This window comes from Rhodospirillales bacterium (genome assembly GCA_020638175.1).
Lineage (GTDB): Bacteria > Pseudomonadota > Alphaproteobacteria > Micavibrionales > Micavibrionaceae > JACKJA01.
The window spans coordinates 1,952,526-1,968,136 of the sequence record JACKJA010000002.1 but is presented as its reverse complement, the minus strand read 5'-3'; the positions used below and the strand labels follow the sequence as shown (position 1 = coordinate 1,968,136).

Below are 15,611 nucleotides of genomic sequence, written 5' to 3'. Positions count from 1 at the left end.
GGCGTGATGGATGACGATACGCCGTCTGCGGAGGATGTGGCGCCGTCGGTTCCGGTGGACGAGGTTGTTGAAGAAGCTTCGACCCCCCCTCAAAAACCGAGACCTCAAAAACGCAAGGTTGACAAGGAAGCGACGCTCCCTGACCTCGATATGGAAGAGGAAGAGGTGGAGGGCGCTCCTGCGCATGACAGTATTACATCCTTGCGTTTGCAGCGTGCGCGTAACCGTATATGGCTGGATTTACGTGACGGGATTGATCTGAAAGCGCTGGCGCGTATGGACTCGCAAGCCGCACGGGAAGAGGTCCAGTCGGCGGTCGAGGAAATTGCCCGGTTTCGGAATCTGGATGTCACGCCGGCAGAGCTTGAACAAATTGCCAAGGAATGCGGCAACGACATGCTTGGCTACGGGCCGCTTGAAACGTTGTTGGAGCGTGACGACATCGCCGATATTATGATTAACGGGCCGGATACGACCTATATCGAGGTTGGCGGTAAAATCCAGCGAACGAATGTTAAATTCCGTGATAACCAGCATTTAACGACGATTTGCCAGCGGATTGTCGGGGCAATCGGGCGGCGGGTTGATGAATCTTCGCCGATTTGCGATGCGCGTCTGGCTGATGGTTCACGGGTGAACGTGATTATTCCGCCGTTGGCGGTTGACGGGTCGTGCATGACGATCCGGAAATTTACCAAGGATAAGCTGACTCTCGAAAAACTGATGGGTTTTGGATCCATGACGCCGTCCTGCGCTAAGCTGATTATGGCGATCGGGCGTTGCCGGGTGAATGTTCTGGTGTCTGGTGGTACGGGGTCCGGTAAAACGACGATGCTGAACTGTCTGACCCGTTATATTGATACGACCGAGCGTATTATTACCTGTGAGGATGCCTGTGAGCTTCAGCTCCAGCAGCCGCACGTCGTGCGTCTTGAAACGCGGCCGCCGAACCTGGAAGGGGTCGGGGAGGTTACCATGCGTGATCTTGTGAAGAACTGCCTACGGATGCGCCCGGAGCGGATTATCGTCGGGGAGGTCCGGGGGCCGGAGGCGTTTGATTTGCTGCAGGCCATGAATACCGGTCACGACGGATCAATGGGGACGGTTCACGCCAACAACCCGCGTGAGGCTGTTTCCCGGATGGAAAACATGATTGCTATGGGCGGGTTGAATCTGCCGACGGTCGCGGTGCGCGAACAGATCGCGTCTGCGGTCAACGTTATTATTCAGGTGCAGCGCTTGCGTGACGGTTCCCGGAAAACGACCCACGTTACGGAGATTACCGGGATGGAAGGCGAAGTCGTCACCATGCAGGATCTTTTTGTTCTTGATGTCGAGGGTGAGGATGATGACGGCAAGCTGATTACCCGTCACCGCTCAACCGGTTTGCGGCCCCGCTTCTATGACAAGGCCCGTCAGTATGGCGTTGAGCAGCTTGTTCTGGATGCTATGGAAGAGGCGTTTGATTGATGACACCGCTATATATTGTCATTGTTCTTCTGATCGTCCTGGTGGTTCTGGGGATGGCGGCGGCGTTGATGATAAGCAACCAAAAACAGCAAAAAAGCAGGACTATGGCTGTTATTCGGGGGCGTGGTGCGGCCTCTGCCGATAAAATAGACCAGAAAACGGCGCAGAATAAGCGCCGCGAGGAAATCGCCCGCAAGCTTAAAGGCACCGAGGTCGATGAAAATAAAAAGAAAAAAGCCTCTATCTCCACACAACTTGAACAAGCAGGCATAAAGATCAGTGTTAAGCAATATTGGTTGTTTTCCGCCCTCAGCGGGATTGTGTTTGCGGTTTTGGGTAAACTGTTTGGGATGTCGGTTTTTGTGCTTGTTATGCTAGCTGTGATCGGGTTCCTGGGATTCCCTAAATTTGTTGTTCGTCACATGACAAAGCGCCGCCAGAAGAAGTTTTTGGAAGAGTTTGCCGATGCGCTGGAGGCCATGGTGCGTCTTTTGAAGGCGGGGATGCCTGTGACCGAAGCCATTTCCATGGCCAGCCGTGAATTCACCGGTCCGGTCGGTGAGGAAATGGAGCGTGTTTATGAGGCGCAAAAAATTGGTGTGCCATTGGCTGAAGCTACGCTGGAAGCCGCGCGCCGGATGCCTTTGACCGAAATGCAGATGTTTGCCACGGGCATTTCCATTCAGGCCCAGACCGGGGCGAGCTTATCCGAGGTTCTTTTGAATCTGGCCGGTGTGATCCGGGCACGTTTTCGCCTGAAGCGTAAGATTCAAGCTCTGTCATCTGAAGCGAAAGCTTCGGCCGGGATTATCGGTTCACTGCCTTTTCTGGTTGGAGGCGGGTTGTTTGCGATCGACCCCGAATATATCGGTTTGATGTTTGATACGCCGGTGGGCCGCGTTTTGATGATCGGTAGTGGTTTGTGGATGTGTATGGGAATTTTTATCATGAAAATCATGATTAATTTCAAGGTGTAACGTTATGGGTGGGTCATCGGATATTTTCATTATTCTGATTACATCGCTGCTGGCGGCGGTGTCCTTTATGGCGTTTTCTCTTCCGCTTTTGAATAAGTCAGAGAAAAAAGAACGTTATCGCTCTGTGATTGAAAAGCGCCGGCGTACCTTGTTTGAGCAAACGAAAAATCAAGCGCAAAACCGCGGAAAAACACAGGATGCTCTGTCGGCGCGTGATTCTGTAGCTATGTTTTTCAAGGCGCAAAAGCTTTTGGGGGAACTGGGTGAAAAAGTCCGTGACCAGATGCTTCGTGCCGGAATTCGCAGTCCTTCGGCGCCGATTAAATTTATCGTCATGCGGATAACGTTGCCCTTTGTTTTTATGGGGTTTTCGATGCTGACGATTGCGGCCAGTGACAAGGAAGTTGATGACGGAACTGTTTTTTTTGTTTTGATACTGGCGATGTTTGCGGGGTATGGCCTGCCGGGTCTGATTTTAAAAAACATGATCCAGCGCCGCGCGGATGAGATCAACATTACATTTCCCGATGCGCTCGATATGATGCTGATTTGTGTGCAGGGCGGGATCGGTCTGGAACAGACGGTTGATCGGATTGCCGATGAAATTGCCGAGCACTCACCAACCTTGGCGGAAGAGCTGGGGATTTTAAGTGCTGAAATGGCCATGTTGAACGACCGGCGGGTCGCCTTGCAGGACTTTGCCCGGCGGGTTGGGTCTGGAGCAGCGAAGTCTTTTGCGACGGCCTTGATTCAGGCCGAGCAATACGGGACATCAGTATCCAAAGCGTTGCAGGTTATGTCTCAGGAACTGCGGGAGCAGCGTATGGGGCTGGCCGAACAAAAGGCGGCGGCTTTGCCTCCTAAATTGACTGTGCCGATGATTGCTTTTTTCCTGCCGGTTTTGTTCGTGATTATTTTGGGGCCAGCGATTATTCAAGCTATGAGCAGCCTGTAGATTTTCCTTTATAGCTTTTGTCAGCCGGACAAAAAAAGAACCGTCTAACTTTACGTTAAACGGTTTGAAGGGAACAGATACCAGATTGGTCAAAATGGAGATACGATACAGATAAAATTTTTATCTTCAACGTATGTACTTGCGAAAAACCTCATCACTTATTCTTGTTTATTGTTTCTTTTATTGTCCAGCCCTTGGCCGTTTTGCCCCCGGCCCATTTTTCTCACACCCTTGGGGATTTCCCCCTTTTTGTTGCCTACTCTCGTTCGATCACCCTATATCTATAATTTACATAAAATTTTATGTAAATACAAGCCTTTTCTTCGAAAAAGTTTTAACCCGTTGAAAATAAATGATATTTTATTTTAGCTGTTGCAGCAATGTTTGGAAATCTGCCGGGGCTTCGGCTTCGAAATGCATCTCTTCTCCGCTGACAGGGTGGATAAAGGCAATGGCGCGGGCATGCAGGGCCTGCCGGGGGAATGACAGGATCGCGGCGGTATTTTCTTCGCTATAGCCGCCTTTGCGCAGATAGGCGCGGGCGGCGGTGTCCTGTGCGCCATAAAGCGGATCGCCGACCAGTGCGTGCCCGATATGCGCCATATGGACCCGGATCTGGTGCGTGCGTCCGGTTTCCAGTTTGCATTCGACCAGACAGGCCGCCGGGGCGTCTTGCGGCCCCAGACGTTCGATTGTCCGGTAATGGGTGACGGCTTCACGGCTGTTTCGGCTGGTCACCGTCATTTTTTGACGCTGGGTCAGGTGGCGCCCGATCGGCTGATCGACGGTGCCTTGGCCGGGCGGTAGCACGCCCCAGACAATCGCACTGTAAACGCGGCTCAGTGTTCGGTCAGAGAGTTGTTCCGATAAGCCCTGATGGGCTTCATCGGTTTTGGCGGCAACCATCAGGCCACTGGTGTCTTTATCCAGACGGTGGACGATCCCGGGGCGCTTGACGCCGCCGATGCCCGATAAACTATCCGCGCAGTGGTAGAGCAGGGCGTTGACCAGTGTGCCGTCATGATTCCCAGCGCCGGGATGAACGACCAGACCCGCGGGTTTATTGATGACCAGCAGGGAGTCGTCTTCATAAACGATATCCAGCGGTATGTTTTGCGGCTGCGGCGTATCATCGACCGGCGGCGGGACGGTCACGGCGATTTCGGTGTCGGCCTTGATTTTAGCAGAGGGGGTTGTGGCGCGCTGGCCGTCCAGTGTTACCTCTCCCGCCAGGATGAGAGCTTTCAGGCGCGACCGGGACAGATCCGGGCAAGTGTCGCCCAGAAATTTATCTAGCCGTGTGCCCGCGGCATCTTCGGGCACGGTGAACAGCAATGTGTCGCCGTCGTCAAAATCTTCGTCTGTATTTATGTTCATGAAAAACCTGTTATTTGACGCATGGGTCGTTATAGGGGTCGAGGGCCGTGCCGATAAAGACCCAGCCTTCCTGCACGGGCGGCGGCGGTTTGACTTCCGCTTCATCGGTTTGTTCCGCAGGTTGGCCGGTTTTGTCTTCTTCCAGAATTTCTTCGATCGGCGGCGGTTTGGCGTCGGATTCAATAGTAGCGGTCACGACACGCTCTCCATTCGGGCCGGGAACAAAATCCATGGCTTTGGCCTGCCGGCCTTCAATATAGGCTTCGTCTTCCAGTAATACACCGCGCGGCGACAGGCTGACCATACGGATGTGATCGCGGAGTTCCGGGTCATTTTCTTCTGTGCTGGCATTGAGCAACAGGTTAAAACGCCCTTCCGGGGTTACCATCAGGGCTTTGCCGCTAAAGGCAAAGTCGGCATGGCGGTAATAACGCTGCCACAGGACTTCGCCCAGCGGGTCGATCGCCATTATCCATGCGGCATTGTGTCCGTCATCCAGCGGGGTGGAGTCTCCCAGCATTACAAAGCCGTTTGTTTCGTTATCGGGGCGCTCGAAATAAGCACCATCGTTTAACACGGCGCCCGCGCCGCGCGGGTATGTCCGTTGCCACAGGATTGTGCCGTCATAGCCCAGCTTTAACACCCAGCCGCCCATGCGCCCGTCTTCCATCTGGATTTCCCCGGCGGCGATATAGCTGGCATCATCAACCGGCGACAGGCTGTGAATAGCGTTGGGAATGCCGGGCCGGTAAGCCCGTTTCCAGACAACGCCGCCCATCGGCGTCAAGCGGATCAGTAGGCCGTTGCGGTCTTCGGGGTCGGTATGCTTGCTGGCGCGTACGATCACGATAAAACCGTTACCTTCCGTTGCGGCTACCACGCCGAGCGCTTCATAATCAAAGTTGCTATCGCTCAGAAGTTTGTCTTTTGTCGGTTTTAAGTCCTTGTCGTACCAGCTAACGCGCACTTGACCGCGTTCGTTTCTGGCACCGCTTTTTATGCTGGAAACCAGAATATATCCCTTTTCCAGAGGAATCATTTTGACCGGGTTCTCACCGGGTTTGGCCGGGACGGCTTGTTCGCGCAGGGAGCGGCCCCGCCGGTTAAGCTCGGTGAGGACGATTTCGGTCGGCTGATAACTTTCCTTGTCCAGCTTGCGCCCGGCGGCCAGAATCGTACCGTTTTCCAGAGGCAGGCCGGTGGTCAGCTGGACCATATGATCCCGGTCGCCGTAGGTGGCGTCCCACACCGTTGGAAAACCAAAGCGGGGCAGCAGCAGGCTTACGATCATTTCGTAAGTGGCCTCGCATATTTGTGCGCGGGCGGTTCCCGGCATGATACCGATAGCCAGTATCAGGGAAAAAACGATGGACAGACAGGCGATTTTTATGGTGTTCATAGCATCACGTTCGTTTTTGAATTTGCCAGAGTATACTATGCCTGCAACGGAAAATACAGAGAGCCTGACGGAACGCTCGAAAATCCTGATTATCAGCGATGCGTGGCATCCGCAAGTCAATGGGGTGGTTCGAACTTATGAGCATTTGTCCGATGAATTGAAAAAAGCCGGGCATGATGTCCGGGTGATCGGGCCGGGTGACTTTCCTTACCGTATCAATATGCCGGGCTATAGCGAGATCGAGCTTACTGTGTTGCCGCGGCGGCGGTTGGCGCGTTTGATTACCGCTTATGCGCCCGATTATCTTCATATTGCCACGGAAGGGCCGTTGGGCTGGGCGGCGCGGGATTTTGCCTTGCGGAACAATATCCGATTTACGACCGCCTATCATACCCAGTTTCCGGTTTACGTGGCCAAGCGGGTGGAAAAAATCCTGCCGTTTCTCGCGCCGTGGAGCGAACAAAAAGCCACGGCTTTTATTCGAAAATTCCATCAGCCTTCGGCGGGGATGGTGATTACGACGCCCAGCATGCGCACGGTGCTGGAAGGCCAGTCTTATGACGCGCCGATGCATTGTATGGCGCGTGGCGTTCCTGTTGATCGTTTTACGCCCGGCGATGCCTCTATCTTTGATGACATGCCTCGTCCTGTGGCGCTTTATGTCGGGCGGGTGGCGATTGAAAAAAACCTCGAAGATTTTTTAAAGATGGACTGGCCCGGTTCCAAAGTTGTTGTTGGTGACGGGCCAAGCCGGGAAGCTCTGGCGCGTAAATATCCGTCCGTGCGGTTCGCCGGTAAAAAGATGGGGGATGATCTGGCGGCGCATTACCGTTCGGCGGATCTGTTTGTTTTTCCCTCGCGGACGGACACGTTTGGCATTGTGTTGCTGGAGGCTTTGGCCAGCGGCTTGCCTGTTGCCGCTTATGACGTTACGGGGCCGCGCGATATTATTACCCATCCGCATCTGGGGCATGTTCATGCCGACGATTTATCTGAAGCCGCGCGGCAGGCGATGGTGCATGCCGATAAAGCCCAGCACCGCCACGATCACGTGCGGGCGCATTACGGCTGGCCGGCGATTGCCCGGCAGTTCATGGATATCCTGACGGTGTCGGGCAAGATGCACGGTTAATCCGGCAGGGGTTCCCTGACCTTGTCGTAAAGCCCTAGAAAGGCCGGGAATTCATGTTGAACGACATAGGTCGGGATGTTTTTCAGATAATCTTCGAACCGGCCTTTGCGTTCGAATTCTTCCCGGAAGCGTGAATTGTAGAAATAATCGCCGAGCTGGTTGATGATTCCGCCGGCGATATAGATACCGCCTTTGGCGCCGATGGTCAGGGCCAAATTGCCCGCCACAGCCCCCAGAAACCCCATCATCAGGTCCAGACATTCTTCGCACACGGCGCAGCTTTTGTTTAGGGCCAGCGTGCTGATATCTTCCGGTGTGCGCGGCGGCAAATCATCACGGTTATCCAGTTGGCGGATGGCATCGTAAATATTTCCCAGTCCCTTGCCGGAACAGACCCGCTCGGCGGAAACATGCCTGTAACGATCCCGCAGTGTATGAAAAATATCAAATTCGCGTTGGGTACGGGCGGGTATGGTGACATGGCCGCCTTCGCCGGGGATGGCCTGATATTGGCTGCCGTTCCAGATCAGAGAGGCTACGCCCAGCCCCGTGCCGGGGCCGGTAATGCCGATGGGGGCGTGTTCTTTCGGCTGGCCACTGCCGATCTGGCGGATTTCGCTGTCTTGTAAATGCGGGATGCCGAGGGCCAGCGCTTCAAAATCGTTGAGCAATTCAAAGGATTCCAGTTGCAGCGCTTTGCGGGTTTGTTCGATTGAGAACGTCCAGGCGTGGTTGGTCATGGCAAACCGGTCGCCGTCGACCGGCCCGGCAATGGAAAAAGCGGCGCGGCGGATGTTTTCTTTTGAGCTTGTCTGGTCCAGATACGCTTGCGCGGCTTCAACCGGGCCGGGATAGGCGGCGCAGGACAGGACTTTTTCGGAATGGAATCCTTGTGCATTGGCAAGGGCAAAACGGGCGTTGGTCGCGCCGATATCGGCAATCAGGCCATAATTTTCGGTCATAGATATCTCCTTGCCTTTTATCAAACAGATTGGCCGTTCAAAGACAAGAGGATATATACCAAATAGTATTTGCCAGAATGTATTGTCCTGTCGTTTATTAGGGTGGGTTTTAAAAATGGTTGGGAAAGATTTGTAATGGCGAAAATCCTGATTGCCGAGGATGACAGCTCCATGCGGCATTTTCTGGGGGCGGCGTTGCGCCGGGCCGGGCACGATGTTGATGTCTGTGCTGACGGGCGCGAGGCTTTGGCGGTTTTAATGGCGGAAACAGATCACGATCTGTTGCTGACTGATATTGTTATGCCGGGGATGGACGGGATTGAACTGGCGCAAAAGGCGGCGGCGCTCAAGCCGGCTATGAGTGTTATGTTTATCACGGGGTTTGCCGCGGTGGCTATGGGCGGGCAGACACAACCCCCCAGTAATGCCCGGCTTCTTTCCAAACCTTTTCACCTCAAGGATCTGGTCGATCAGGTTGATCGTTTGCTGGCGGCTTAATGCCTCTCTCCCGGCGTGTGTGCAGGATGGTGCCAAGACTATCGTGAAAGCAATCGTATTTTTGCATTTCACTCTTGCAATCGGCGGCATTTATTATTACAGATACCTTCCCGATCACGGAAAGCCATTAAACGGGCGGTTAGCTCAGCGGGAGAGCACTACGTTGACATCGTAGGGGTCGGCAGTTCGATCCTGCCACCGCCCACCATTTTCCTAAATCCCATTTGTATATCAGATACATAACTGAACAGCTATTCTAGGTGTGCCATAAAGTGGGACATTCTCAATGGCCTTACCAAACTATATCAGCCTATCACGGCACAACGTCTATTACTTCCGCTATCCCTTACCCAAAGAGCTACACCCGCAGCACAAAAATAGCCATGTACGGCTGTCTCTACGCACAAGTAATCAAAGGGAAGCTATGGTCATAGCAAACATGCTGTCGTATCATGCGGAGACGATATTAAGAAAATTACGAACAACGCGCATGAACTACGAACAAATCAGAAGCACAGTCAAAGAGGGCTTAAACCGCCTTGTAGAAGATGGACGCACAGCACGCCTAAAATCCGGCGCGATGAACAAGAGCGAACGCAAATCCATGCAGGAATGGCTCGACCAATTCCAAAGCTATGACGTTGAGGATTATTACGAGGGCGATACAATCGTCGACGTATCAGAGCGTAAGATTACAGAGCTATTTCCTGATCTGGACTTAACACCGGAACAGCGCGAACAATTCAACAAAGAGTTTATCCGTCAGTATCCCGAAGCCCTAAAATCCCTGCTCGCCTTTAATGATAATCCACAGGATATCAAGTTTACAGGCAACACCGCCGAACAATCCCTAAAAACCAGAACGCCACTTAACGAGGCTATTGAAAAATACATCGCATGGCAGCTCAAGGGAAATAACTGGTCATCCCATACCGAAGGAGAGCGCAGGCGTTATTTCACCACATTGACAGACATACTTGGTCAAAACTTCATCACAGAGACACTCTCCAAGGCCAATGCTGTAAAAGTACAGGACATCATCGAAGCCTTACCCAAGAACTGGAAGACGAGGGCGAAAGGAAAGACCATTACGCAAGCCGTACAGATTGATGGATTAGAGAAAATATCCTCCAAAACCGTGAACGAACACACAAGCACATATGCCGCTTTCTGTTCATGGCTGGTACGAAGAGACATCATAGAAAAGAACCCGTTCGAGGGCATGAAACTGGACATCACAGAGCGTGAAAAGCCAAGAGACGACTTCTCTCCTGAACAAATGAAAACCATCCTCAATGCCATTGAGAGGGACAGCATCAAAAACGGACGGCTCAATTACCGTTATTGGGTTACGCTTATCGCGGCATACACAGGGGCACGGTTGGGAGAGGTTACACAGCTTCACGTAGAAGATATTATACAGAAGGATGGCGTATGGTGTTTTGATTTCAACGGCAATGGAGAAACAAAGCACCTCAAGAACAAAAGCTCCCAGCGCATACTACCAATTCACCAGAAGATACTGGATAGCGGCTTTATTGAATATGTCGATGACATACGATCAAAGGGCTACAAGCACCTATTCCCGAAAATCAAATACAGCAAGGCTCACAGGTACACTCAAGCGATGACCGTCTGGTTTAACACCAAATTCTTACCGGAGCTGGGACTAAAGACAGACAAACTCGTCTTCCATTCCATGCGCCACACGATTACGACACAGCTCTTGGAAGCCGGAACAAACGACTCTCTGGTTAAAATGATACGAGGCTCTAGCCTTGGTAAAGATTCAACATTCGCCCACTACGATCACAGCAAACGCCTTGGACTTATGAAAGAGGCACTGGAAAAACTGCCTTATTAGCCAGTGCGTAGCGTGGCCTATTCGATTGACGGACCTTCCTTAATTCCCTAACATCGCAACCAGAGCTCTCATGTGAGAGCTTCGGGGCTTAAGAACCCCTCATGTGCGGCATTCTAGACACTGCCGTTATCCGTGTCGCCCTCGGCTTAAGGCCGGGTGGCGATGCTATGTTCAGGCGCAAGCTAAAATCATCGCGCCGTCTCACATGAGCGGTTCTTAACACCCGGCCACCAGAGCGCAAGCTCGGTGGTCGTTTACTTATGGTACGAGAGTCTGGAATGGAATTTTTTACTTTAATCGTTTTTGCGACCGTCATTTGGTTTGTTTATAACAAACGTCAATATCTTCTAACCGCCCTTTTGTATAAATCACGTGAACTGACTGCAAATACAAAGAAAGCCGATGTATCGAGTTGGGATCAAACCCGCTGCATACAAGAAATAACTGATAACCTGATGATCCTCATAATGAAGGCAATCAGCTTAAAAGAGTATGAAATGGATGACTGGGAGTTTCTGTATTCTGTGCTGTTCAAGTATTATCTAATCATCCGAGAAAACCGAGGAAATGTCCCTGTTGTCACTATTGCCTTCATGTATGCAATTAATGAACTGGAAGCCATTGAATCCGGTACTGCCTGTAAAAATCCAAAAGTTATTAAATTTTGTGGAGTAGCTCTAACAGAGTTTATGATGCCCAAAGCTATTCCTGCTAGCCAGAAATTAATAAAACTCTATGGCGGAAAGCTATCCGAGCGCGAACAGAGAAACGCAGTGCAATTCGTAAACGAGTTTAAAACGGATATATCAAGAATAACTGAGGAGGTCACAAACTTTACAGAGCACTGGAGACACCGACAATCTCAGGATCATAACTCACAGCCTCATGAAACATACCGGACGTGACCGTTCATGGAGGGTTCACAGACGCTCAATAAGTTCAAAGGTCAAATCATACAGGAAAGCATACAATTTACCCGTGAACGGCTTTGTCCGACAATTCGTCAAAATGGACAGCAAGTCGCAGATAGTTTGTGTCCATACCTTAAACCACAGTACACACGGCTTTTTCGTCAAACGTGGACGTATAGGATAACAGGGTATAATTAGGTTAAGGAATTATAGATTTGTCACATACCCTAACTGTAATAATTACAATGGTTAGATAATGTATTCAGACTAATTTGACACGTATAGGTATACCCCGTGTATGAGTCAGTGATTAGTACCTTGTATAATACAAGATATATATAACTATGATTATATAGCTGTATTAACCACAGAGGTAATACTACTATATGTTAATCATAGATATAAGATTAATGATTAGAGAACATGGCTAAAGAGAAATCATACTTACATAGCATACGACAATCCCAAGACTATCAGCTCATGATACGAGATCATGCTGATAAGGCTGGTCAAGGATTATTAACCTTACTTGTGACAATTAACGTTGGTGCGTTTGTCACTGTAATCGAACTATTAGAAGATCACCACTGGTTACTTGTCTTGTTCACCTTGAGTACGGTATCAGCTTTGCTGGCCCGCATCGGAGTATATTATATATACAAGAAAGAGGTGATTATGTTCCAGTACCCAGATGACAATGCTAAGCTAGATCGCTTAGCCCGTAATCGTATGCGGTGGTGGAGAGGAACAGAATACACAACATGGTTATCTTTGATGTCGTTTATCCTTGGCGTTGTTCTGCTGACAGGCTTCTTCATCGCAGACTACTCCTGAAAATTCACTACAAATCCGCAAGCCACCAATTAACAATCACACGATCCGAAATGCCCCCGTAAGGGATTGTGCGCCCGTAAGCATCTATCTTTATGCGCTAGTGTTATTTCTGCGTGGCATTGGCCTGCCATTATGCCGTGGGGTATGCCTATTCGTATAAGATACCTGACGAGGGTATGACGAGAGCGTTCCTGATACGATGAAATACATTTTAGGTCACTACCTACCGGACGGGCACACCAAGCACCTGTGAACGGCTTTGTCCGGCCTGCGTCAATTCCATCCCGTAATCTGGGATCGAACCGGAGAACCATTTCCCAGAATCTTGACAAAGTGTGCCATAAGTGTGACATTCGAGGAGTATTGTTAAACAACCGCATTCGCTAGAACGCGCTGACAGCGGGGTTTAAGAAAAACATGTAGGCGGCCTGCCACCGCCCACCATTTTCCTCTTATGCTTGTTATTAATGCTGGTCTGTTAATATGACGGACTGGAAACATGTTTCGTCTGGGTATATGATGTACCCAGTTGTTCTGGGGGCGTGCTTGTCAGAGCGAATGGATGACAAGAAAGAGGAAATTCAATGTCCTATAATTTCAATGATATCAGTGTCCTGGTCGTGAACAGTACGCCGTCGACCGCTAAAATGATTACGGCGGCGCTGCGTTTGCAACAGGTTAGGGATATCTACGAGGCTTACGACAGCGGTCATGGATTTTGGCTGTTCAAAGAGCATAACCCCGATATTGTTATCACCGATATGGACAGTAAAAGAGCCGATGGTTTGCAATTGGCCCGGAATATTCGTAACCGGTTTGGTGAGTCTCCTAACTACAAGGCGCCGGTCATTCTCGTTACGCCGCATTCGGACGGATTTTCTGTTCCGGAAATCAGGGATGCCGGTGTGACGGAATTGTTGCTGGTGCCTTATTCGGTTGATTCTATTGCGCGCTGTATCGCCTATGTTCTGCATTCACCGCGCGATTTTATAGAGGTCGAAGGGTATGTCGGGCCGGATCGGCGCCGTAAGGACGATCATGATTATGAAGGACCGTGGCGCCGGCAAGAGGACAAGGATGCCGGACGGCAGGATACGGCCACTGCAGCGCCGTCTTCGCCGCCGGATGTCGGGGGGGCGGCTGTATCATGGCCGGATGCCGAGGATGCTGAAGACTTGATGCGGACTTTGTTTGAACATTATACGCGTCATCACGAGATTGTTCTCCGTAAGTTGAAATTTGCGCAGGACGCGACGCTTCAGGGGATCCGTGATGCGAAAAATGACGGCGGCGACGCAAAGGTCAGCGCCTTTACGGATTACGACCAGATGTGGCGTGAAATTATCGGTTTGTTCCTCGAAAGCGGCGTGTCGGAAAAAGATATTTTCAAAATTGAAAAATTGATGACGACGATACCGGAGGAAATTAAACGCCATTACAGCCGTTTGGCGGAGGAAGATGAAGAGTTTACAGCTTTGGTTGAAAGTTTGAACAGCAAGGCTTATGAAGCGGCGCGTGACACGGTTTCTGAACTTGAAACCCGGCCAAATCCAATGTCCGGATTGATGGCAAAGGATTATGAAGAGGGCGCGCGGCCTGCAAAATCAGCTCAGGCCTTCCAGTTTATCCCGCCGGATATGAAGACGAAATAGGCACTCTTCGAAAAAAGAAGGTGATATTTGCAGCCCATCACGGTATAATAGAAAGAGGTGGTTTGTTCAAACGTTAGCCTTTTTTTCATTTTTCCGAACGGTTTTATCATGAAACAGTCAATGAGAATTTTTGCGATTACAGTTTTGTCTGCGTGTGTAATTTTTGTCGCGGCGCAGGTGCAGGCTCAAGCTCAAGCTCAAGCTCAAGCTCAAGCTCAAGATAACACAGGCTCTGGCGACCTGATGCCGCCACAGGCCAGTGTTGAAATTCGCTTTGATCCCGATACGACTCTGGCGGCTGATGATGCGACGCATCCGCCGCTGCGTTTGTCACCGGACAAAACTGAAATTGTCCGTTTGAACGGGGCGGCCAGCAGCATCGTGATCGGTAATCCGGCGCATGCCAATATTTTGCTGGATTCACCCCAGCGGCTTCTTGTTGTGCCACGGGCGCCGGGGGCTACATATTTCACAGCTCTGGACAAGAACGGCAATGTCATCATGCAACGGCATGTCATCGTGGCCAGCCCGAAAGAAGATTATGTCCGTGTACGCCGTACATGTGCAGGAAGCGGTAACGGCGAGTGCCAAGGTACAAGCGTTTATTATTGTCCCGATATGTGCCATGAAATTTCCATCAATCCGGAAGTTGACGGAGCGAGTACCGGTAGCGGGCTTTCCGCTGGTGACGCCGAGCAGATCGGTGATGTGCCGGAAACCGAGGGAACGGAATAATTATTCTATACGACGGCCGGTTTAGCAAAAATTTATGACAGACTCAGGAGTTTCTTTCATGGTGAACAGTAGACAATCACGATCGTTTTTGTTGCTTGGCGGGGCGATTATGGTTTTGTCCGGTGTTACGGCGTGCCAGACGACGACGGCACAGCAATCGCCCTCTGCGGCGAGCCGGGGCGACCGGATCAATTCTGTTCTGGAACGTGCGGCCGATAACGCGGAAGTGCGCGGCAACAAGCAGGAAAACCTAAAACTTCTGGAGCGAGTTTATCAGCGTAATCCGGGTGATAAGGATGCAGCTTTGAAATATGGACGAGCCTTGCGTGAGGCTGATCACGTGGCGCAGGCCGCCCGAATTATTGAGCCGTTGGCACGTGATGAGAACGATCAAAATGCCGATGCCAAGATTGAATATTCATCGATTCAGGCTGCGCTGGGCAATTATGCCGGTTCGGAAGAATTTGCCCGGCAAGCTGTTTTGCTGGAGCCTGACAACGGGCAGGCCTATCATTTGTTGGGGATTGCGCTGGATGCGCAGGGGCATCACAAGCAGGCCGAAACAGCTTTCCGCAAGGGGTTGGATAACTGGGACGGCGATCCCGGTCCGATTCTTAATAATCTGGGGCTAAATCTGGCCTCCCAAGGGTTCCTCGATGAAGCGATCGAAACGTTGCGCAAGGCCAAGGCGGCTTCGCCGGGGCGGATGGAAATCGAACGGAATTTGCGGATTGTCAGCGCTCTGCAGGTGCAGCCTTCGTCGGCTGGCTGGGATGTTCCCCCTCCGGCGCCGAAACCCGATCATAAGCCGGTTATTGACGGCGGCTCTGAATAACCTTTTCGTT

General features: G+C 51.2%; 14 protein-coding genes and 1 tRNA gene. 12 read left to right on the top strand and 3 right to left on the bottom strand.

Features of this window, described 5'->3' with window-relative positions:
* The first annotated feature begins 276 nt into the window (after nt 1-276).
* From H6868_09880 to H6868_09870, 3 genes are read left to right on the top strand one after another with little or no spacing between them, the layout of a single operon-like run.
* On the top strand, nt 277-1,470 hold the full coding sequence (locus tag H6868_09880; GenBank protein MCB9989620.1) for a CpaF family protein: 1,194 nt from the start codon (nt 277-279) through the stop codon (nt 1,468-1,470).
* The gene (locus H6868_09875; protein ID MCB9989619.1) at nt 1,470-2,447 is read left to right on the top strand and encodes a type II secretion system F family protein; all 978 of its coding nucleotides are present in this window, start codon (nt 1,470-1,472) and stop codon (nt 2,445-2,447) included. Before H6868_09880 ends, H6868_09875 begins: the two co-directional genes overlap by 1 nt.
* A gap of 4 nt (nt 2,448-2,451) precedes the next feature.
* Nucleotides 2,452-3,402 carry a type II secretion system F family protein gene (locus H6868_09870; protein MCB9989618.1) on the top strand — a complete coding sequence of 317 codons (951 nt, stop codon included), beginning with the start codon at nt 2,452-2,454 and terminating at the stop codon, nt 3,400-3,402.
* A gap of 360 nt (nt 3,403-3,762) precedes the next feature.
* Here the strand turns inward: H6868_09870 and H6868_09865 are convergent, their stop codons facing one another.
* Both H6868_09865 and H6868_09860 read right to left on the bottom strand, forming a co-directional pair.
* Nucleotides 3,763-4,779 (bottom strand): RluA family pseudouridine synthase, encoded by a 1,017-nt coding sequence (locus tag H6868_09865; protein ID MCB9989617.1) that lies wholly within the window; start codon nt 4,777-4,779, stop codon nt 3,763-3,765.
* A gap of 10 nt (nt 4,780-4,789) precedes the next feature.
* Nucleotides 4,790-6,178, bottom strand: coding sequence for a hypothetical protein (locus tag H6868_09860; GenBank protein ID MCB9989616.1), 1,389 nt, complete (start codon nt 6,176-6,178; stop codon nt 4,790-4,792).
* Between the two features lie 37 nt (nt 6,179-6,215).
* Here H6868_09860 and H6868_09855 point away from each other — a divergent pair, with 37 nt between their 5' ends.
* Nucleotides 6,216-7,310 carry a glycosyltransferase family 1 protein gene (locus tag H6868_09855; GenBank protein MCB9989615.1) on the top strand — a complete coding sequence of 365 codons (1,095 nt, stop codon included), beginning with the start codon at nt 6,216-6,218 and terminating at the stop codon, nt 7,308-7,310.
* Here the strand turns inward: H6868_09855 and glk are convergent.
* Nucleotides 7,307-8,272 (bottom strand): glucokinase, encoded by a 966-nt coding sequence (glk, locus tag H6868_09850; protein ID MCB9989614.1) that lies wholly within the window; start codon nt 8,270-8,272, stop codon nt 7,307-7,309. The genes H6868_09855 and glk overlap by 4 nt on opposite strands.
* Before the next feature lie 135 nt (nt 8,273-8,407).
* Here glk and H6868_09845 point away from each other — a divergent pair, with 135 nt between their 5' ends.
* The 8 genes from H6868_09845 (at nt 8,408) to H6868_09810 (ending at nt 15,601) form a co-directional block, all read left to right on the top strand.
* A complete protein-coding gene (locus tag H6868_09845) occupies nt 8,408-8,770 on the top strand; it encodes a response regulator (protein MCB9989613.1) in 363 nt (120 codons plus the stop codon).
* Nucleotides 8,771-8,903: 133 nt separating this feature from the next.
* Nucleotides 8,904-8,978 (top strand) — tRNA-Val (locus tag H6868_09840).
* A gap of 282 nt (nt 8,979-9,260) precedes the next feature.
* Nucleotides 9,261-10,634, top strand: a complete 1,374-nt coding sequence (locus H6868_09835; protein ID MCB9989612.1) for a site-specific integrase — start codon at nt 9,261-9,263, stop codon at nt 10,632-10,634.
* Between the two features lie 278 nt (nt 10,635-10,912).
* Nucleotides 10,913-11,539 carry a hypothetical protein gene (locus H6868_09830; protein ID MCB9989611.1) on the top strand — a complete coding sequence of 209 codons (627 nt, stop codon included), beginning with the start codon at nt 10,913-10,915 and terminating at the stop codon, nt 11,537-11,539.
* A 429-nt stretch (nt 11,540-11,968) separates the two neighbouring features.
* Nucleotides 11,969-12,379, top strand: coding sequence for a hypothetical protein (locus H6868_09825; protein ID MCB9989610.1), 411 nt, complete (start codon nt 11,969-11,971; stop codon nt 12,377-12,379).
* Between the two features lie 584 nt (nt 12,380-12,963).
* Nucleotides 12,964-14,031: a response regulator gene (locus H6868_09820; GenBank protein ID MCB9989609.1), complete on the top strand. Its 1,068-nt coding sequence runs from the start codon at nt 12,964-12,966 to the stop codon at nt 14,029-14,031.
* A gap of 108 nt (nt 14,032-14,139) precedes the next feature.
* On the top strand, nt 14,140-14,766 hold the full coding sequence (locus H6868_09815; GenBank protein MCB9989608.1) for a pilus assembly protein N-terminal domain-containing protein: 627 nt from the start codon (nt 14,140-14,142) through the stop codon (nt 14,764-14,766).
* A 58-nt stretch (nt 14,767-14,824) separates the two neighbouring features.
* Complete coding sequence (locus H6868_09810) at nt 14,825-15,601, top strand: tetratricopeptide repeat protein (GenBank protein ID MCB9989607.1); 777 nt, start codon at nt 14,825-14,827, stop codon at nt 15,599-15,601.
* Nucleotides 15,602-15,611: the final 10 nt, after the last annotated feature.